This is a genomic window from Blastococcus sp. CT_GayMR19, assembly GCF_004570385.1.
Classification (GTDB): domain Bacteria; phylum Actinomycetota; class Actinomycetes; order Mycobacteriales; family Geodermatophilaceae; genus Blastococcus_B.
In genome coordinates, this window is sequence record NZ_SPQL01000004.1 from 85,719 (window position 1) to 104,242 (window position 18,524).

General features: G+C 73.3%; 14 protein-coding genes and 1 tRNA gene. 7 read left to right on the plus strand and 8 right to left on the minus strand.

The genetic code is table 11. The features are described 5' to 3' along the window. The first annotated feature begins 3 nt into the window (after positions 1 to 3). Positions 4 to 1,032: a type III polyketide synthase gene (locus E4P39_RS07310; protein WP_135135745.1), complete on the plus strand. Its 1,029-nt coding sequence runs from the start codon at positions 4 to 6 to the stop codon at positions 1,030 to 1,032. 71 nt (positions 1,033 to 1,103) lie between these two features. Next, positions 1,104 to 1,757: a response regulator transcription factor gene (locus tag E4P39_RS07315; RefSeq protein ID WP_209306413.1), complete on the plus strand. Its 654-nt coding sequence runs from the start codon at positions 1,104 to 1,106 to the stop codon at positions 1,755 to 1,757. Between the two features lie 5 nt (positions 1,758 to 1,762). On the opposite strand, the gene E4P39_RS07320 is transcribed toward E4P39_RS07315, so the two are convergent. Together E4P39_RS07320 and E4P39_RS07325 are read right to left on the minus strand one after the other, a co-directional pair. Beyond that, complete coding sequence (locus tag E4P39_RS07320; protein WP_245159696.1) at positions 1,763 to 3,445, minus strand: GAF domain-containing protein; 1,683 nt, start codon at positions 3,443 to 3,445, stop codon at positions 1,763 to 1,765. 95 nt (positions 3,446 to 3,540) lie between these two features. Then, positions 3,541 to 4,074 carry a universal stress protein gene (locus tag E4P39_RS07325; protein WP_135135747.1) on the minus strand — a complete coding sequence of 178 codons (534 nt, stop codon included), beginning with the start codon at positions 4,072 to 4,074 and terminating at the stop codon, positions 3,541 to 3,543. A gap of 214 nt (positions 4,075 to 4,288) precedes the next feature. Here E4P39_RS07325 and E4P39_RS07330 point away from each other — a divergent pair, with 214 nt between their 5' ends. Then, positions 4,289 to 6,337 carry an EAL domain-containing protein gene (locus tag E4P39_RS07330; protein ID WP_135135748.1) on the plus strand — a complete coding sequence of 683 codons (2,049 nt, stop codon included), beginning with the start codon at positions 4,289 to 4,291 and terminating at the stop codon, positions 6,335 to 6,337. A 70-nt stretch (positions 6,338 to 6,407) separates the two neighbouring features. Here E4P39_RS07330 and E4P39_RS07335 read toward each other — a convergent pair. Beyond that, positions 6,408 to 6,478, minus strand: a tRNA-Gly gene (locus E4P39_RS07335). 150 nt (positions 6,479 to 6,628) lie between these two features. Here E4P39_RS07335 and E4P39_RS07340 point away from each other — a divergent pair. The 3 genes from E4P39_RS07340 to E4P39_RS07350 all read left to right on the plus strand — a co-directional run bounded on the left by E4P39_RS07340 (position 6,629) and on the right by E4P39_RS07350 (position 9,973). Further along, the gene (locus tag E4P39_RS07340; RefSeq protein WP_135135749.1) at positions 6,629 to 7,078 is read left to right on the plus strand and encodes a helix-turn-helix transcriptional regulator; all 450 of its coding nucleotides are present in this window, start codon (positions 6,629 to 6,631) and stop codon (positions 7,076 to 7,078) included. 5 nt (positions 7,079 to 7,083) lie between these two features. Next, the gene (locus E4P39_RS07345; RefSeq protein ID WP_135135750.1) at positions 7,084 to 7,494 is read left to right on the plus strand and encodes a VOC family protein; all 411 of its coding nucleotides are present in this window, start codon (positions 7,084 to 7,086) and stop codon (positions 7,492 to 7,494) included. Positions 7,495 to 7,588: 94 nt separating this feature from the next. Further along, positions 7,589 to 9,973 (plus strand): excinuclease ABC subunit UvrA, encoded by a 2,385-nt coding sequence (locus E4P39_RS07350; protein WP_135135751.1) that lies wholly within the window; start codon positions 7,589 to 7,591, stop codon positions 9,971 to 9,973. Between the two features lie 8 nt (positions 9,974 to 9,981). Here the strand turns inward: E4P39_RS07350 and E4P39_RS07355 are convergent, their stop codons facing one another. Next, positions 9,982 to 11,313, minus strand: a complete 1,332-nt coding sequence (locus E4P39_RS07355) for a hypothetical protein (RefSeq protein WP_135135752.1) — start codon at positions 11,311 to 11,313, stop codon at positions 9,982 to 9,984. 230 nt (positions 11,314 to 11,543) lie between these two features. Continuing rightward, entirely contained in the window at positions 11,544 to 14,348 is a 2,805-nt protein-coding gene (locus E4P39_RS07360) for a S8 family serine peptidase (RefSeq protein WP_135135753.1), read from the minus strand. 174 nt (positions 14,349 to 14,522) lie between these two features. On the opposite strand from E4P39_RS07360, the gene dcd reads away from it, so the two are divergent. Continuing rightward, positions 14,523 to 15,113 carry a dCTP deaminase gene (gene dcd / locus E4P39_RS07365; protein WP_135135754.1) on the plus strand — a complete coding sequence of 197 codons (591 nt, stop codon included), beginning with the start codon at positions 14,523 to 14,525 and terminating at the stop codon, positions 15,111 to 15,113. Positions 15,114 to 15,137: 24 nt separating this feature from the next. On the opposite strand, the gene E4P39_RS07370 is transcribed toward dcd, so the two are convergent. From E4P39_RS07370 to E4P39_RS07380, 3 genes are read right to left on the minus strand one after another with little or no spacing between them, the layout of a single operon-like run. After that, positions 15,138 to 16,205, minus strand: a complete 1,068-nt coding sequence (locus E4P39_RS07370; protein WP_135135755.1) for an AbrB family transcriptional regulator — start codon at positions 16,203 to 16,205, stop codon at positions 15,138 to 15,140. 47 nt (positions 16,206 to 16,252) lie between these two features. After that, positions 16,253 to 17,512 carry an MFS transporter gene (locus tag E4P39_RS07375; RefSeq protein WP_135135756.1) on the minus strand — a complete coding sequence of 420 codons (1,260 nt, stop codon included), beginning with the start codon at positions 17,510 to 17,512 and terminating at the stop codon, positions 16,253 to 16,255. Beyond that, a complete protein-coding gene (locus E4P39_RS07380) occupies positions 17,509 to 18,480 on the minus strand; it encodes a DUF389 domain-containing protein (protein ID WP_135135757.1) in 972 nt (323 codons plus the stop codon). Before E4P39_RS07380 ends, E4P39_RS07375 begins: the two co-directional genes overlap by 4 nt. Positions 18,481 to 18,524: the final 44 nt, after the last annotated feature.

Consider the following 18,524-nt stretch of genomic DNA (forward strand, 5'->3'; position numbering starts at 1 on the left):
CAGGTGAGTGCCGCCGTCGTGACCGGAGCCGGCTCGGCCCTCCCGGCGACGATCGAGCAGGACGCGGTCTGGGACGGCTACTTCGCCCGGCACTACGAGGGCGTGCGGGCCGCCCGCCGGATCTTCGCGGGGTCCGGCGTGCGCCGCCGGCACGCGGTGGCGAGCCCGCTCGACGAGGACCTCAGCCGGTGGAGCACGGGCGCACGCATGGAGCGCTATGTCCAGGAGGCGCTGCCGCTGGGCAAGCAGGCGGTGGCCGGGGCGCTGGACGCGGCCGGCCTGGCGCCGGGGGACGTCGGGCTGTTCGCCGTCGTCACCTGCACCGGCTACGCCACCCCCGGACTGGACATCCGGCTGGCCAGCGACCTCGGCATGCCGCCGGGACTGCAGCGACTGCTCGTCGGCCACATGGGCTGCTACGCCGCGATCCCCGGCCTCGCTGCGGTCAGTGACTTCGTCACCGCGCGGTCCCGTCCGGCGGTGATGCTCTGCTGCGAGCTCACCAGCCTGCACGTCCAGCCCGCGCAGGACGACCTCGAGCAGGTCGTCTCCCACGCGCTGTTCTCCGACGCCGCGGCCGCCGTCGTGCTCGAACCCGGGGCGTCCCGGGGGCGCCGGGTGGCCGGGATCGTGGCACGGACCGACCCGTCGACGGCCGACCACATGACCTGGGACGTCACCGACCTCGGATTCCGCATGGGCCTCTCCGCGCGGGTGCCCGACGTCCTGGGCCGGCACGTGGGTGGTGTGGTCGACGAGCTGCTGGCGGTGGCCGGGCTGCGGATCGAGGACGTCGCCGGCTGGGCGGTGCACCCGGGGGGCCCGCGGATCCTGGACGTCGTCCGCGACCAGCTCGGTCTCGTGGAGGAGCAGCTGTCGGCGTCGCGCCGTGTGCTCGCCGAGCACGGCAACTGCTCGTCGGCGACCGTCCTGCTCGTGCTGGAGGAACTGGCCGACGTCGACGGTCCGGTGGTCGCCATGGCGTTCGGCCCGGGGCTCACTCTCTACGCGGCTCTCCTCCTCCCGACCTGAATCGTGCCGCCGGGGCCCCTCGCGCCCTACGCTGCGGATACGAGATCCCAGCGTCCGGAAGGGGACTGCCGGTGGAGTCGCCGAACGCCGCGGTCCGGGTCTTCCTGGTCGACGACCACGAGGTCGTCCGTCGCGGGGTCGCCGAAGTGCTGGAGGACGACCCGGGGATCACCGTGGCCGGCGAGGCGAGCTCGATGGCCGAGGCGCTGGTCCGCGTGCCCGCCGTTCGGCCCGACCTGGTGGTGGTCGACATGCGCCTGCCCGACGGCGACGGAGCGGAGCTCTGCCGCGGGCTGCGGGAGCGGGTCCCAGGGCTGCGCTGCCTGGTGCTGACCAGCTACTCGGAGCAGGACGCGCTCGACGCCGCGGTCCGCGCCGGTGCCTCCGGCTTCCTGCTGAAGAAGGTCCGTGGGCCGGCTCTGGTCTCCGCGGTGCGCACCGTGGCGACCGGGGGGACGTTCTTCGACGACGTCGGGCCGGGCGGGCGCCGCCGCCGGCCCGGCGCGACGGGCGGTGACCGGCTGGCGCTGCTCACCGATCAGGAGCGCACCGTCCTGCTCCTGATCGGGCAGGGCCTCACCAACCGGCAGATCGGTGAGCGGATGGGCCTGGCGGAGAAGACCGTGAAGAACTACACCAGCCACCTGCTGGCCAAGCTGGGGCTGGAGCGGCGCACCCAGGCGGCGATCCTCGCGACGGAGCTGCGGGACCACCCGGACGGCTGACCCGCTCAGCCTGCGGGGGCCGGCACGGCCCAGCAGACCTGCGTCCCGGCCGGGCCTGCGAACGTGGTGAGCGCGCCGCCGCGCCGTTCGGCGCGGTCCGCCAGGTTGGCGAGCCCGCTGCGCGCGGTGACCTCCGGCAGCCCGGTCCCGTCGTCGGCCACCGCCACCGTCACCTGGTCCCCGACGGCGACCGTGACGGTCACCCGGGACGCGGCCGCATGCCGCACGACGTTGGTCACGAGCTCGCGCACGACCGCGACGAGATCCGGCACGAGCGCCCGGGGGAGGTCGTCGACCGAGCCCCGGAACCGGACGTCGCGCTGGAGGTCGTGGCCCTCGGTGACCTGGCGGACCACGTCGGCGAGCTGGCTGCGCACGGTCGCGGGCTCGGGCCCCTCGCCCTGGTGCAGCTCGAAGATCGCCGCCCGGATCTCGGCCATCGTCCCGTCGAGCTCGTCGACGCTGCGGGACAGCCGCTCGGCCGCCTCCGGGTGGTCCGGCTGCAGAGCGCGGCTCAGGCGGTCGAGGGACAGCGCCGTGGCGAAGATCCGCTGGACGACGTGGTCGTGCAGGTCCCGGGCGATGCGGTCGCGGTCGGCCTGCACCTGGAGCCGGCGCTCGCGCTGCTGCGTGCGGGCCAGCTCCAGGACGATCGAGGCCCGGGCAGCGAACGTGGCGAGCAGGTCCAGGTCGTCGGAGGAGAACGGCTCGCGGCCCGAGGACCGCAACACCGCGAGGAAACCCCGGTCGGGGCCGCTGCCCAGCGGCGCGATCATCCCCGGGCCGAAGGTGGCGGTCAGCTCCACGACTGCCGCTGCGCGCCGGCCGATCACGGGCATGGTGCTGATGTCCTGCATGACCCGCGGTAGGCCGCTCTCGTAGAGGGCGCCGAGGTAGGTCCCGTCCAAGGGCAACCGGACGCCCTCGTAGTCGTCGGCCAGGGCGCCCACCGCGGACACGATCGTCAGCGACTTGTCGCCGTCGACACTGGGCAACAGCACGCCGGCCATGTCGGCGGTGGTGAGCGCCGAGACCTGGGAGGTGACCGCCCGGAGCACGTCGTCGGGATCGGCGCCGGACAGCAACGCGGTGGCCATCTCCGTCCCGGCCTGGCCCCAGCGGTGGCGGGTCTCGGAGCGCTCGGCCAGCCGCGCATTCGTGATGGCCAGGCCGGCCACGGCGGCCAGGGCCCGCGCCACCTCGGTGTCCGCCTCGGTGAACGGGCCGCCGCCCCGTTTCTCGGTCAGGTAGAGGTTGCCGAACACCGTCGCTCCGACACGGATCGGGACGCCGAGGAAGGACCGCATCGGCGGGTGTCCCGGCGGGAAACCGGTGGCGGCGGGGTGCTGCCCCAGGTCGTCGAGGCGGAGCGGGGTCGGGTCGTCGACCAGCAGACCCAGGATGCCCTGGCCGGTCGGCAGCCGGCCGATGCGCTCGGCATCCGCGTCGTCCATGCCCACGACGATGAACCGGTCCAGCTTGCTGCCGTCCGGGGTGAGCACGCCGAGTGCGCCGTAGGTGGCATCGACGTGCCGGACCGCGGCGCGCGCGATGTCGTGCAGCGTCGCCTCGCCGTGCCCGACCGAGGCCACGGCGACGACGGCCGCGGCCAGCACGGGCAGGTCGCCGGGCATCCCCTCCGCGGGACGGCCGGCTACCTCAGCGGCGGGGCCGTCGGGCGGGGTCACGGCCCGACGGTAGGAGTCCCGGCCAGGAGAGGGAAGCGGTCCCGGCGTGTGCCCGCTGGTCGAGGACGGAGGGAGCGACGACGGTGGCGGGCCGGTCAGGCGCCGTGCGCCAGCCGTCGGGCGGGCGGCCGAGGTACGGCCTGACGCAGGAGGCTCTTTCCCTGGCGCCCGACCACGACGAGGTCCGCGCCGCGGGTCGCGGCGGTGAGGGCCTCGTACACCGGCCGGTCCAGCACGGCCGTCCGGGTGCGGCCGTGGACGCCGGTCTCGGCGATCGCCCGCAGGACCTGCGCCTCCAGGCGGTCGTGCGCGGCGAGCTGGGCCCGGATCAGGACCCGGGTGGAGCCCTCGAGCGGGTCGCCCGCGGGGGCGTCGAGAACCGTCACGGCGACGACGGTCGCCTCACGACGAGCCGCCTCCCGGAGGGCCCAGACGAGGCCCTGGTGCGCGCCCGGCGAGCCGTCCACCTCGACGATCAGCCAGGGGCTCTGCCGGCGGGGGAGCAGGGGCGGAAGACGGAGCGGCGCGGGGGCGCCGGACTCCCGTGGAGCGGGCATGGGCGGGACGACCGGGCGGGGCTCCGTCTCCGGTGACGGCTCGGGCTCCCTGGACGCCCGGATGTCGCTCATGACTCGATCGTCGCGGGCTCGGTGGAGCAACTACAGGGACCAAAGACCCGGCCACCGAACCAGTCGGCCGATTTCGGTCCGTATACAGGGCAGGACCGGCATCGCGCACACCGAAGGTCATCGGGCGTCACAGTCCGTCACCCCGTCTCGCTGAGTGAGGCGCGTCGAGTCTCGCCCGACTCAAGATGGACGATTTCGTTCCGATGGTGGAACCGTGAGGCTTCTCCGCCGGCTGCGCAGCACCAGCCTGCTGACGCGCTTCGCGACGCTCAGCCTGCTGCTGACCGTCGCGGTCGGGGTCGTCCTCTCCTCCGTGCTCACCACCGTCATCGAGGACCGGGCCCGTCAGCAGGCGGAGGACGCCGCGCTGATGGCGGTGCGCCTCGGCCTCCAGCCGCAGTTCACGCGGACCGATCTCACCCGCGGCTTCGACGTCGAGCGCCTCGCGGGAGTGGAGAAGGCCGTCGACGACGCCTCCGACCAGTTCGGGACGGAGGGCACGCCGCTGGCCGCGTTCGATCCGATCGAGCTGAAGGTCTTCGGCGCCGACCGGACGATCCTCTACCACTCCGAGCACCCCGAACTGGTCGGCGAGACCTCGCAGTCGGGGGAGTTGGGCGCCGCCCTCGACGGCTACGTGGTCTCCGGTTTCGCGCACTCCGCCGACGACGGCGCCGGCAGCGAGGACGGGGCGCACCAGTTGCTCGAGGTCTACGTCCCGCTGCAGTTCGACGGGGCCGCCCGTCCCGGCGGCGCCATCGAGCTCTACCTCCCGTACGCCCCCGTGGCGGCCGCCGTGCGCGACGACGTCCGCACCATGACCGTCGCCCTGGGGATCAGTCTCGCCGTCTTCTGCCTCGTCGTCCTCCGGGTGATCGCGTCGGCCTCCCGGCGGATGCGCCGGCAGAGCGAGGCGTTGCAGGCCTCCGCCGACCGCGACCGCCACCAGTCCACCCACGACGCGCTGACCGGCCTGCCGAACTGGGTCCTGGTCCGTGACCGCCTCGACCAGGGGCTCGCCGCCGCCGGCCGGTCCGACGCGGAGGTCGCCCTCCTGCTCATCGACCTGGACCGCTTCAAGGAGATCAACGACAGCCTCGGGCACTCCTACGGGGACAAGCTCCTCTGCCAGGTGGGTCCGCGGCTCCGGTCCGCCCTGCGGGACGCGGACACCGTCGGTCGCCTGGGCGGCGACGAGTTCGCCGTCCTGCTGCCGTCGGTGGACGGCGTCGGCGAGGCGGAGGCGGTGGCGGAGCGGCTCCGCCAGGCCCTGCACCAGCCGTTCGACGTCGACGGCGTGATCCTCGACGTGGAGGCGAGCATCGGCATCGTCCTGTCGCCGTGGCACGGCACCGACAGCGAGGAACTGCGCCGCAACGCCGACATCGCGATGTATGCGGCGAAGGAGCTGAAGGGCGGCGCGGTCGTGTTCCAGCCCGAGGCGCACGCCACCACCCCGGTCCGGCTCTCGGTCCTCGGCGACCTCCGTCGCGCGCTCGACGGCGCGGACGAGCTGTTCCTCAACTACCAGCCCAAGATCACCCTGGACGGCGGGCGGATCGAGGGGCTGGAGGCGCTGCTGCGCTGGCAGCACCCGACCCAGGGGCTCATCCCGCCGGGCGAGTTCATCCCGGTCGCCGAGGGCACCGGCATCATCCTGCGGCTCACGGAGCGGGTGCTGAACCTGGCGCTCGCCCAGCAGCGGTGCTGGCTGGAGGCGGGGCTCGCCGTCCCGGTGGCGGTCAACCTGTCCACCCGATGCCTGCTCGACGCCGACCTGCCCGAGCTCGTCGAGCGGCTGCTCACCGAGCACCGGGTGCCCGCGGCCCTGCTGCGGCTCGAGGTCACCGAGAGCGCCGTCATGGGTGACGCGGCCCGGTGCATGGACGTGCTCCAGCGGCTGCGCGACCTCGGCGTCCACCTCTCGATCGACGACTTCGGCACGGGGTACAGCTCCATGGCCTACCTCCGGCGGCTGCCGGTGGACGAGCTGAAGATCGACCGTTCCTTCGTCCTGGGCATGACCACCACGGCACAGGACCTCGTGCTGGTGCGGACGGCCATCGACCTGGGCCACAACCTGGGCCTCACGGTCGTCGCGGAGGGCGTCGAGCTCGCCGAGCAGGTCGACGCGCTCCGCGAGCTCGGCTGCGACATCGCCCAGGGCTACCACTACGCCCGCCCGATGGCGGCCGAGTCGATGACCGTGCTGCTGGCCCGGGTGGGCACGATGCACGACGAGCGGCTGCGCGCCGGCTCCTGATCGGTGTGCAGCACCGGAAACGCGACGAGGCCCAGGTCGGCTGACCTGGGCCTCGTCGCGTCGAACGGCGAGCGGGTGACGAGAATCGAACTCGCACTGTCAGCTTGGGAAGCTGATGTTCTACCATTGAACTACACCCGCGTGGCGCTCTGACCTGCGTAAACGTTCTCGCAGAACACGGCCGGGACCGGACGAGCACCGCGGAAAGCGTACACGGCTCGCCGATCGGGACGGCGCGAGGGAGGCCCGCAGGTGGTCCCGGCCTCCGGCGCGAGTGGCACGATCCCGCAGGTGACCAGCGGACCCGCCGCCGAGCAGCACCTGCGCGACCTCGCGCGGTTGCGCCGCGTCCGCGACCGGATCGACCGGGAGTACGCGCAGCCGCTCGACGTCGAGGCGCTCGCCCGGGGTGCGCACATGTCGGCCGGCCACCTCAGCCGCGAGTTCCGGGCCGCGTTCGGCGAGTCGCCGTACGCCTATCTGATGACGCGGCGCATCGAGCGCGCGATGGCGCTGCTGCGCCGCGGGGGCCTCAGCGTCACCGATGTGTGCTTCGCGGTCGGCTGCTCGTCACTGGGCACCTTCAGCACGCGCTTCACCGAGCTGGTGGGGGTGCCGCCCAGCGTCTACCGCCGGACGGCCGCGGACGCGACGGCGGGGATGCCCTCGTGCGTGGCGAAACAGGTCACGAGACCGGTCAGGAATCGAGAAGCGCCCGCCCCCGAGCCGTCCCTAGCGTGACGGCCATGACGATCACCATTCACTCGAGTTTCCTCCCGCACACCGACCCGGACGCCTCGCTGGCCTTCTACCGCGACGTCCTCGGCTTCGAGGTCCGCCTGGACGTGGGCTACGGGGGCATGCGCTGGGTCACCGTCGGCCCGGCCGACCAGCCGGACACGGCCGTCGTCCTGCATCCACCGACCGCCACTCCCGGCCTCACCGAGGAGGAGAAGCGCACTCTCCTCGAGCTGATGGCCAAGGGCAGCTACTTCGGCGTCAACCTGGCCAGCAAGGACCTCGACGGCACCTTCGAGCGGCTGGTGGCCGGTGGCGCCGAGGTCGTGCAGGAGCCGACGGAGCAGCCGTACGGCGTCCGCGACTGCGCGTTCCGCGACCCGGCGGGCAATCTGATCCGCATCCAGGAGCTGCGCTGACGTCAGCCGGACGGGCGACGCGCCGCTCCGGGCGCGCCGCCGATCAGGTAGACAGCCTGCGTTGCCGCGACCGCGCCCGACGGATGGAGAACCGATGAGCACGGCCACGAGTACGGCACCTGCGACACGGGCTGCCGACAGTCACGACCTGATCCGCGTCCAGGGCGCGCGCGTGAACAACCTCAAGGACGTTTCCGTCGAGATCCCGAAGCGCCGGCTGACGGTGTTCACCGGTGTCTCCGGCTCGGGCAAGAGCTCGCTGGTCTTCGGCACCATCGCCGCGGAGTCGCAGCGGCTGATCAACGAGACCTACAGCGCCTTCGTGCAGGGCTTCATGCCGACGCTGTCGCGGCCCGAGGTCGACCGGCTCGAGGGGCTGACCACGGCGATCATCGTCGACCAGGAGCGGATGGGCGCCAATCCCCGCTCCACCGTCGGCACCGCGACCGACGCCAACGCGATGCTCCGGATCCTGTTCAGCCGGCTCGGCACGCCGCACATCGGTCCCCCTACGGCGTTCTCGTTCAACGTCCCGACGCGGAAGGCGAGCGGGGTCATGAGCACGGAGAAGGCCGGCGGCCGGGTCGAGAAGGCCGTGGTGCGCGACGTGGTCTACATGGGCGGCATGTGTCCGCGCTGCGAGGGCATGGGCTCGGTCTCCGACTTCGACCTCACCGCGTTGTACGACGAGAGCAAGTCGCTCGGGGAGGGTGCGCTGACGATCCCCGGCTACAGCATGGACGGCTGGTACGGCCGGATCTTCAGCGGCGCCGGCTTCGACATGGACAAGCCGATCGCGAAGTTCACCAAGAAGGAGATGCACGACCTCCTCTACAAGGAGCCGACCAAGATCAAGGTCGAGGGCATCAACCTCACCTACGAGGGCGTCATCCCGAAGATCCAGAAGTCGATGCTCGCCAAGGACGTCGACGCGATGCAGCCCCACATCCGCGCCTTCGTGGAGCGCGCGATCACGTTCCAGAAGTGCCCCGAGTGCGACGGCACCCGGCTCACCCCGGAGGCGCGGTCGTCGAAGATCGAGGGCAAGAACATCGCCGACCTCTGCGAGATGCAGATCAGCGACCTCGCCGACTGGGTCCGGGACCTCCGCGAGCCGTCCGTGGCCCCGCTCCTCACCGGGCTGCAGCACCTCCTCGACTCGTTCGCCGAGATCGGGCTCGGCTACCTCTCGCTCGACCGGCCGGCGGGCACGTTGTCGGGGGGCGAGGCGCAGCGCACCAAGATGATCCGCCACCTCGGCTCGTCGCTCACCGACGTCACCTACGTCTTCGACGAGCCCACGATCGGCCTGCACCCCCACGACATCCAGCGGATGAACGGCCTGCTGCTGCAGCTGCGGGACAAGGGCAACACCGTGCTCGTCGTCGAGCACAAGCCCGAGACGATCGCGATCGGCGACCACGTCGTCGACCTCGGCCCCGGCGCCGGCAGGGGTGGTGGCGAGGTGGTGTTCGAGGGCACGGTGGAGGGGCTGCGGGCCAGCGACACCATCACCGGACGTCATCTCGACGACCGGGCGACCCTCAAGGACGCGGTGCGCTCGTCGTCCCGCTCGCTGGAGGTCCGCGGCGCGTCGACGAACAACCTGCAGGACGTCGACGTCGACATCCCGCTCGGCGTGCTCTGCGTGCTCACGGGCGTCGCCGGCTCCGGCAAGAGCTCCCTGATCCACGGCTCGGTCGCCGGCCGCGAGGGCGTGGTGGTGATCGACCAGGGTGCGATCCGCGGCTCGCGGCGGAGCAACCCCGCGACGTACACCGGACTGCTGGAGCCGATCCGCAAGGCGTTCGCGAAGGCCAACGGCGTGAAGCCGGCGCTCTTCAGCTCCAACTCCGAGGGCGCCTGCCCCACGTGCAACGGCGCCGGCGTGATCTTCACCGAGCTGGGCGTCATGGCCACCGTGGAATCCCCTTGCGAGGAGTGCGAGGGGAAGCGATTCCAGGCGTCGGTGCTGGAGTACACGCTCGGCGGTCGGAACATCGCCGAGGTGCTCGCGATGTCGGTGGCCGAGGCCGAGCACTTCTTCGGCGACGGCGAGGCCCGCACGCCGGCCGCCCACGCGATCCTCGACCGGCTCGCCGACGTCGGACTCGGCTACCTGACCCTCGGCCAGCCGCTCACCACCCTGTCCGGCGGCGAACGGCAGCGGGTCAAGCTGGCGACCCAGATGGCCGAGAAGGGGGACGTCTACATCCTCGACGAGCCGACGACGGGCCTGCACCTCGCCGACGTCGAGAACCTGCTCGGCCTGCTCGACCGGCTGGTCGACAGGGGCAAGTCGGTGATCGTCATCGAGCACCACCAGGCGGTCATGGCACACGCCGACTGGATTCTCGACCTCGGCCCCGGCGCCGGCCACGACGGTGGCCGGGTGGTCTTCGAGGGCACCCCCGCCGACCTCGTCGCCGAGCGCTCCACCCTCACCGGCGAGCACCTGGCGGCCTACGTCGGCGCCTGACCGGGGGACTATCCCGTCACGGTGACCAGGGTCTGCGCGGACTCGTCGAACTCCGGCTCCGTGCCGCCCGGTGGCGCCGGAGACGAGCAGCGCGACACCGAGCGCACCACGGCCGTGTAGGTGCCGGGGGCGGCGTAGACGTGCGCCACCCGCGCCGTGAGAAGGGTGCCCGACCGGGGCAGGAAGGACTGGGCGCCGCTGCCGTCCCCCGGGTCCAGGGTGAACAGGGGCCGGCAGCCGGAGGCGCCGACCGGTTCGTAGCGCTCGCCGTAGGCGGTCAGCAGGACCGGGTTCCCCGCGGCGGGGTGCGGCCGCGACGCGCAGACCGCGATGACCGGCCAGGCGGCTGGGTCGGAGGCGCAGGCGGGGCCGGCGGCCGTGGGGTCCGTCGACGTCGCGTCGGCACGGCGGGCCGCCCCGGCCTGCGCGGGGTCGTCGACCAGCAGCGCCGACGAGACCGCCAGCACCCCTTGATCTGAGCCTTGCGGGTACTCGCCGACCGCGGGGACGAGCACGGCCGGGACGAGCAGCCGGCCGGCCGGGGCGTCGACGACGCCACCGGGCGTGTGGTCGTGGCCGCCCCAGCCCCCGTTCGTCGCGTACGCAAGGCCGAGCGTGGCGCCATCGGTGCTCAGGGCGCAGGGGGCGACGCAGTCCCCGGGCACCAGGCCGGGTCCGTGGACCAGACGGCGGAGCACCTCGGTGGCGGGGGCGAGTTCGACGTCGCCGAGCGACTCCAGGTGCAGCAGCGGCCCGCCTGCCTCCACGACCGTGCCGCTGCCGTCCACCCAGGCGATCCCGCTCAGCCCGATCAGCGGGAGGTCATCCACCAGCACCGACACGTCGACCCGGGTGAGGTCGCCGATGCAGTCGTTCGTCGGCGGATCGAGCCGGACCGGTACGCCGATCCGCTCGAAGAACGCCAGCGCCGCCCGTTCGGTGCGCGCGTTCGGGGGCGCAGCGCACGGCCCTTGGATCACCGGCACCGGGTGGTAGACCGTCTGGTTGCGCCAGGCGGCCTCATACCAACTCCAGCCGCCGCCGTTCCCCGCTTCGCCGTCCAGGGAGTCGGTCGGGGCCAAGAACCAGCCGTCTCCGGTGTCGAAGCTGGTCAGCTCCGGGCTGAAGTTCGGGCCGCGTCCCTCCGTGACTGTCGTCCCGGCGTACCGCTCGGCCAGCGCACGGAGGTCCGCGACGCTCCCGGGTTCGACCGAATAGACCGGGCCGGTCTGCGGGACCATCAGCGGCTCGCCCAGGTCGACGACCCGGGGCGCCAGGTCGATCTCATCGAGCAGGAGGCCCCGCAGGTGGGGGTAGGGGTCCGCCGGGACGGGCTGCACGGATCCCGTTCCGGAGCAGCCGGTGGCCACCAGGGCTAGGAAGGCCGCAGACGCGACCCGTCGCCGGAGCCTTCGGCCTCCTCGCACCGGGCCAGTCTCGTGGCTCGTGCTGCCTTTCGGGGACGACTCGTCCGCGGAGGCACGTCGGTCCGGGGGCCGACCGGGTCGGGACGCCGCCGTGCCCCGTCCGAGCGGACCCGGACGGGGCACGGTGGAGCGGTGCGGTCAGGTCAGAGCGCGACCCCGGTGCAGGACACCGCGCAGTTCATCGACCAGATCGACCCCAGGCCGGCGAACTTCGCCGTCCGGACGAGCCGCTCTCCGTTGGGGCCGGTCGTGACGACCGGTCCGGCGGAGGCGCCGGAGTCCCCGGAGTCGCTGTCCGAACCGTCGGAACCGTCCGAGCCGTCGGAGTCGTCCCCGGTCCCGTCGTTCCCGTCGCCGACCCCGCTCGGGGCGTTGGGACCGTCGTCGCCCCCATCCGAGTCGCCGCCATCGGCGGCGTCACTGACGTACGCGAGGGCGCCACTCAGCGTCCACTGCCGGCCGTCGCGAGCGAAGACGTGGACGTCGTAGCTGCCTTCGACGCGAGCCGGCACCCGGAACACCAGCTCGGTCGCGGTGGACCGCACCACCGAGGCGGCCGCGGCAGCCCCGATCCGCACGGACGGGTCCACCGGCAGCGCGTTGCCGGTGATGGTCACCAGCGTTCCGCCGGCAACGTCCACCCGCGTGGGGCTGATCGAGGTGATCGCGAACGGCCCGACACCCGGGTAGACGGTCTCACCGCCGTCGTCGGGGCCGGAACCGCTGTCCGGAGCGTCGCCGTCGCCGGCACCGCCGCCGCCCGAACCGCTGTCCGACCCGGAGCCGCTGTCGGTGCCCGAGCCGGAGTCCGGGCCGGAGCCGCTGTCGGTGCCCGAGCCGGAGTCCGAGCCGGACCCGTTGTCGGTGCCCGAGCCGTTGTCCGGGCCGGAGCCGTTGTCCGAGCCGGGGCCGTTGTCCGAGCCGGAGCCGGAGCCGGAGCCGTCGCCGGAGCCGTTGTCGGGGCCGGAGTCGCCTCCGCCGCCGTCCCCCGAGCCGGAGTCGCCAGGACCGTCGGAGCGGCCCGAGCCATCCGGGCCTTCCGTACCGGAGCCCGAGTCGCCGGAGCCTGGGTTGCCGGCGTCCCCGGGTCCGGACCCGCCCGGACCAGAACCGTCGGAGCCGTCGGATCCCGAGCCGCCCGAGCCGTCGGACCCGGAACCGTCGGACCCGGAGCCGTCGGACCCGGAGCCGTCGGACCCGGAGCCGTCGGACCCGGAGCCGTCCGAGCCGTCGAGCTCGTCCGGGCCGTCCGCGGGAGGCGAGCCGACCAGCAGCGGAGCAGCGAAGGTGCGTCCGAGCGGGGCGCCGTCGCGGTGCAGCTGGACGGTCAGCACGTAGCGGCCGTCGCCGAGCGCGAGCGTGGGGGAGAGGGCGAGTTCAGAGAGCGAACCGGCGGTGCCGAGATCGAACTGCACCTCACCGGCGTCGTCCGTCGTCCCGGTCGCGGACCCGAGCGTGATGGCCTTGTCCGCGACGGCCCAGATCTCGCCCTGGTGGGCCATGCCGAGGCCCACGGTGACGGCGTAGTCGCCGACGGCGTCCTCACCGGCCGCGGTGATCCCCGGCGAGACGACGCCGGCGAGCCCGGACAGGGACGTGAAGGTGTAACGGACCGCGCCCAGGGCGGCCTCGGGCAGCGAGGCGATGGACAGGCGGCCGCCGGTCACCGACTTCCCGGCGAAGGCACCGACGGGGTCGACGTCGTCGAGCAGCGCCTGCCGGAGCTCGGCCGTCGTGGCCTCCGGCCACGCCGCGCGGTACAGCGCGTACGCCGCCGCGACCTGCGGAGATGCGATCGACGTGCCCGAGACGAGGCGGTAGGTGCCGTCGTTCCAGGTGGTGAAGACGAGCTCGCCGGGGGCGAACAGGTCGACCGACGCCGCGCCGTAGGCCGAGCTGCGGCTGATCCGGTCGGCGGCGTCGGAGTTGCCGACGGTCACCAGCGCGGGCTCGGCGAAGCTGGCCGGGTACATGGGCGAGACGTCGCGGTTGAGCGAGTCGTTCCCGGCCGCCGCGACCACGAGCACCCCGTGCTCGCCGGCGTAGGCGATCGCCGAGCGGAGGTTCTCCAGTTCCCAGGGCCGGCCGCCACCGCCCCAGGAGGCGTTGATGACGTCGGCGCCGTGGTCGACGGCGTAGCGGATCGCCTCGGCGCCGAGGTTCATGTCGACCGAGGAACCGCTGCCGATGACCAGCGGCATGATCGTGACGTCGGGAGCCACGCCGGCGGTGCCCGCGCCGTTGCCGGCCCGCCCGCCGATGACGCCGGAGACGCTCGCGCCGTGCGTGCCGTAGCTGCCGTTGTCCACGTCCGGGCTGTTGGTGACGAAGTTCCAGCCGTGGCAGTCGCCGGCCTTGTTCCAGCTGTCGGCCCCGTCCGCTGAGCCGCAGGACTCGAGCGGGTTGGTCCACAGGGCACCCGCGAGCTCGGGGTGGTCGGAGTCGTATCCGGTGTCGACGACGGCGACGATCGCGCCCGCGCCGGTTCCGCCGTCCCAGCCCTCGGGCGCGTCGACGTCGGCGTCCGCGACCGCGGTCTGCCCGTAGGCGTTGCCGCCGGTGTTGTCCAGGTTGTAGCCGTAGTTCCGGAAGTACGGGTCGCTGACCGTGCCGAGCACGGGCACCGAGGTGGAGAAGTCGGCGTCCGCGACGCCGGGCAGTGCCTCGAGGTGCTGCGGGGCGAGGCCCTCGGTGGCCACCATCGCCCGGCCGTCGCTCAGCCGCTGGGCGTGGACCACGCCGTCGAGGTTCTCGAGGGCCGCCAGGAGCTCGTCGGAGGCGGTGCCCGAGGTGGCCGTGAGCACGTAGCGGGTCAGCCCGTCGTCCGGGCCGAAGCCGGTGGCGATCGGCACGGCCGGCTGTCCCCAGGCGGAGAACGCGGCCGCGCCGGCGTAGCCGGCGACGACAGCCGTGACCAGGACGGCAGCCTGGGCCCGCATGCTCTTCATCCGTGTGTCCTCCGGGACGCCCCCTCCGGTACGTCCGGCGAGGTCGCTCCCCGGGGTGCAGGCAGCAGACAGGCGTCTTCCGGGACGTCAACGGCGGTTCGAGCGGACCGCTTGAGCGGCGGCTCCATGGTTCGCCCGGAGGGGTGAGCGGGCCGGTTCCCTAGACTCCGCGCCATGCTGCTGTCCGACCGCGACATCAAGGCTGCGATCGCCGAGGGGCGGCTCGGCATCGAGCCCTACGACGCGGGGCTGGTGCAGCCCTCGAGCGTCGACGTGCGGCTCGACCGGTTCTTCCGCGTGTTCAACAACGCCCGGTACACCCACATCGACCCGGCCCTGCAGCAGGACGACCTGACCACGCTGGTCGAGCCGGAGGGGGACGAGCCGTTCGTGCTGCACCCGGGCGAGTTCGTGCTCGGTTCCACCCTCGAGGTGGTCAGCATCCCCGACGACCTCGCAGCACGGCTGGAGGGGAAATCGAGTCTCGGGCGTCTCGGATTGCTCACGCACTCGACCGCGGGTTTCGTCGACCCCGGCTTCTCCGGGCACATCACGCTGGAGCTGTCCAACGTCGCGAACCTGCCGATCACCCTGTGGCCGGGCATGAAGATCGGCCAGCTGTGCATGTTCCGGCTGTCCACCCCGGCCGAGCACCCCTACGGCTCGGCGGTCTACGGCTCGCGCTACCAGGACCAGCGCGGTCCGACGCCGTCCCGCTCCTACCGCAACTTCACGCGGACGGAGACCCGTCCCGCGGAGGACTGACCGGGAGGCGGGCAATAGGGTGCCTCACGTCCGCCGCCTCAGCAGGCGGGCCACCAGCGGGGCGCTGAGCAGCATCGCGAACAGCCGCAGGACCTGTACGGCGAGCACGAACGTGGTGTCAGCCCCGCTGTCGGTGGCCGTCACGAGGACCGCGTTCATCCCGCCCGGCGTGGTGGCGAGGTACCCGTCCAGCGGGCTGACGCCGGTCGTGCCGGCGAGGAGGGCGCCCAGGCCCGCGCAGGCGCACCCGAGCAGCACGATGACCAGCAGGGCCAGCGGGAGGGCGCGGCCGACCATCCGCAGGCTGGAACGGGTGAAGTTGACCCCGACCTGCAGTCCGACGAGGAGGAAGGCGAGGCTCTCCAGCGGGACCGGCACGCCCGCTCCGCCGGACAGCCCACCCAGGTCCAGGGCGGCCGCCACCAGCATCGGGCCCAGGAGGGAGGCGACCGGCACCCGGAGCAGCCCGGCGAGCAGCGTGCCCACCAGCCCGCACCCGATCGTGAATCCCAGCTCCGCCCACCAGCCGGGACCGTCGCCGGGGTCCGCCCCGCCTCCCGATCCGGGCTCGGCTCCGTAGACCAGGAGCGCCACCAAGGGCATGGCCAGGACGATCAGCAGCACCCGCAGGTACTGCAGGACGGCGACCATCCTTTCGTCCGCACCGAGGTCACGGGCCATCGCGGTGATGCCGGTCGCCCCGCCGGCGATCATGGCGAACGCCCCCGTGTCCGGGGTGATCCCGCGCCGGAGCGCCATGAGCTGACCGGCCGCCAGGCTCAGCACGAGCGTCGTCGCGGTGACGAGAACGACCGGCACCCAGTCCCGGGCGATGGCCGCGAGCGTGTCGAGCTGGACGAGGGTGCCCACCATGACCCCGATCACGATGTGCGCCGCGGTCAGCGCGGGCCGGGGCACGACGATCCGCCGCGGCAGGTACAGCGCCCGGACGAGCCCCACCGCCAGTCCGGCGAAGAGGGCTGCCGAGGGGACGGAGACGGCCTCGAGGGCGGCCGCGCCCGCCAGGGCGAGGAGGGCGACGAGGAGGAGGTCGAGGGGGCCGGCCCACCACCGTGTCCCGTCCGCCCGCACAGCGCCCAGTCTGCTGGGACCGCCCCGCAGGCGCGGCGGGACGCCGGTCACACGACCTGCCGGCCGGCCTCGACGTCGTCGCCCCTCCCGGCCGCAGACCAGCCCGGGACGGCGCGGCCCACCTCGTCGTCGACGTACTCCTGCCGCGTCGCCAGCCAGCCACTGACCATCAGGCCGGCGATCCCGACCAGCAGCAGCACGAACATGCCGTCGTAGTTCCCGGTGAGGCCCCTCAGGACCCCCACGAGCAGCGGCCCCGCCCCGGCCAGCAGGTAGCCCCAGCCCTGGGCGACGGTGGACAGGGCTGCCGTGGTCTCCGGCGTCCGGGCGCGCAACCCGATGAGAGTCAGGACCATCGAGAAGCTGGCCATGCCGATGGCCAGCAGCGCCATCCACAGCCAGGACACCGCCAGCGGGGCCACCCGCAGGCCCACCCAGCCGGCGATGTAGCTGGCCACGAACGTGACGAGCAGCGGTCGCTGGAGGTGCGCGCGGACCGTGAGGCCCGGGACGACGGCGTTGAGGGGGATGGCGACCAGCAGATTCAGACCGAGCAGCAGACCGGCCCCGGCGGGGCTCAAGCCGGCGTCCCGCAGGTACTGCGCCAGCCACCCGACCAGGATGTAGGCCTGCATCGCCTGCAGCCCGAGGAAGACCGTGAGGGCGATCGCGAGCCGGCTGTGCACGAGCGCGCGCATCCGGACGGCGGCATGGCTTCCGCGAGAGGCGCCCGGCCTGGCGGGGACGGCGAGCCAGGGGATCGCCGCGAGCGCGGCGAACACCGCCCAGCAGCCGAGCCCCCATCGCCACCCCTCCGCGCCCGTCGCGGCGGCGATAGGGGCGGTCGAGACGGAGGCGATCGCACCGCCCACGGTCATGGCGGTGCCGTATGCGCCGACGAGGAGCCCGGTCCGATCGGGGAAGTACCGCTTCACCAGGCTGGGCAGCAGCACGTTCCCGAGCGCGCCGCCGACCATCGCCAGCACGGTGCCGCCGAGGAACAGCCAGAGCGAGCCGGCGGCCGCGCGCACCACGGTCCCGGCCGCCATGGCCAGCAGCGCCCCTGCGAGCACGGAGGAGTCGCGGAAGCGCGCGGACAGCGGCGGACCGGCGAACCCCAGTGCCGCGAAGCAGATCAGTGGCATCGTGGTGATCAGGCCGGCCTGACCGCTGGACAGGCCCAGACCGGTCTGCAGCTCCTGGAGGACCGGGCCGACGCTGTTCACCGCCGTCCGCAGGTTCAGCCCGGTGAGCACGATCGCCGCACCGATCAGCACCAGGCCGCGCCGGGAGCCGGGCGCCGTCATGTCTCCTGCCCGACGACCCCGCCGCGGACCGCGCGGGGCAGGGCACTGGGCACCCGCCGCCAGATGCCCTTGAGGACGAGCAGCGTCACCAGCGCGGCCAGCAGGATGCCGCCGACGTTGATCGCCAGCTGCAGGAGGGACCGGCCCGCGTCGGTCCAGTCCCCGAAGGCGACGCCGAGGGCGAAGGCCGCGGTGGCCGGCACGGTCGTGACCGAGATGAAGACACCGACCAGGCTGCTGGACTTGGCCGAGGTGAGGGAGAGCATCCCGGCGGCGCCGGCGATGAACGCCACGGGGAAGGACCAGCGGTCGGGGCGGGTGATGAACCCGGTCTCGGGCCGTTCGGCCAGGAGATCCTCGATGCCCGCCCAGCCGGCGGCGCGCAGCGCGACGGCGCCCACGATGGTGAGGGCCGTGGCGATGGCGAAGCCGATGCCCAGCGTGCGGAGGGAGCGCCGGAACAGCGACGCCCGGCGGTGCACCAGGCCCAGCGCCAGCCCGGCCAGCGGGCTGAACTCGGGGCCCATCACCATGCCGCCGATCAGCAGGACCGCCGAGTCCGTGACGATCGCCAGCGCGGCGAGCAGGCTCGCGATGGTCAGGAAGGTGACGAAGGTGAACGTCAGCCGGGATTCTCCTCCGGCCGTCCGGATGACCTGCTCCCAGACGACGGCGTCCGCCCCGTCGCCCGGGGCGGCCCGCACGGCGCGGTCGCTCGCCCGGGAGAGCGAGGTGTCCACCGCCTCGATGGCGATCCCGCCGTCCCGCACGACGCCGAGCTCCTGCAGGTCGTCGACGAGGGCGTCCACGGACTCGCGGGCGACGTCGCAGAGCACCAGGTCGCCCGACGGGCGCCGCACCGCGCCGGGGAAGTGCACGAGGTGCGTGACCCCGACGTGCCGGCCGAGCAGGTCGAGCACCTCGGCGGAACTCGCCTCGGGCACGGTGATCCGGAGGTGCAGCAGCACGGGGAAGTCCTATCGCGGGGCGGCGCGCGGCACCCGGGGTGCCG

Excerpts from the sequence above, each read along its gene's own strand:
- E4P39_RS07325 (WP_135135747.1), bottom strand. The coding sequence starts at position 4,074 with ATGAGCGACATCCGGGCGTCCAGGGAGCCCGAGCCGTCACCGGAGACG.
- E4P39_RS07345 (WP_135135750.1), top strand. The coding sequence starts at position 7,084 with ATGACGATCACCATTCACTCGAGTTTCCTCCCGCACACCGACCCGGAC.
- E4P39_RS07350 (WP_135135751.1), top strand. The coding sequence starts at position 7,589 with ATGAGCACGGCCACGAGTACGGCACCTGCGACACGGGCTGCCGACAGT.
- E4P39_RS07360 (WP_135135753.1), bottom strand. The coding sequence starts at position 14,348 with ATGAAGAGCATGCGGGCCCAGGCTGCCGTCCTGGTCACGGCTGTCGTC.
- dcd (WP_135135754.1), top strand. The coding sequence starts at position 14,523 with ATGCTGCTGTCCGACCGCGACATCAAGGCTGCGATCGCCGAGGGGCGG.
- E4P39_RS07375 (WP_135135756.1), bottom strand. The coding sequence starts at position 17,512 with ATGACGGCGCCCGGCTCCCGGCGCGGCCTGGTGCTGATCGGTGCGGCG.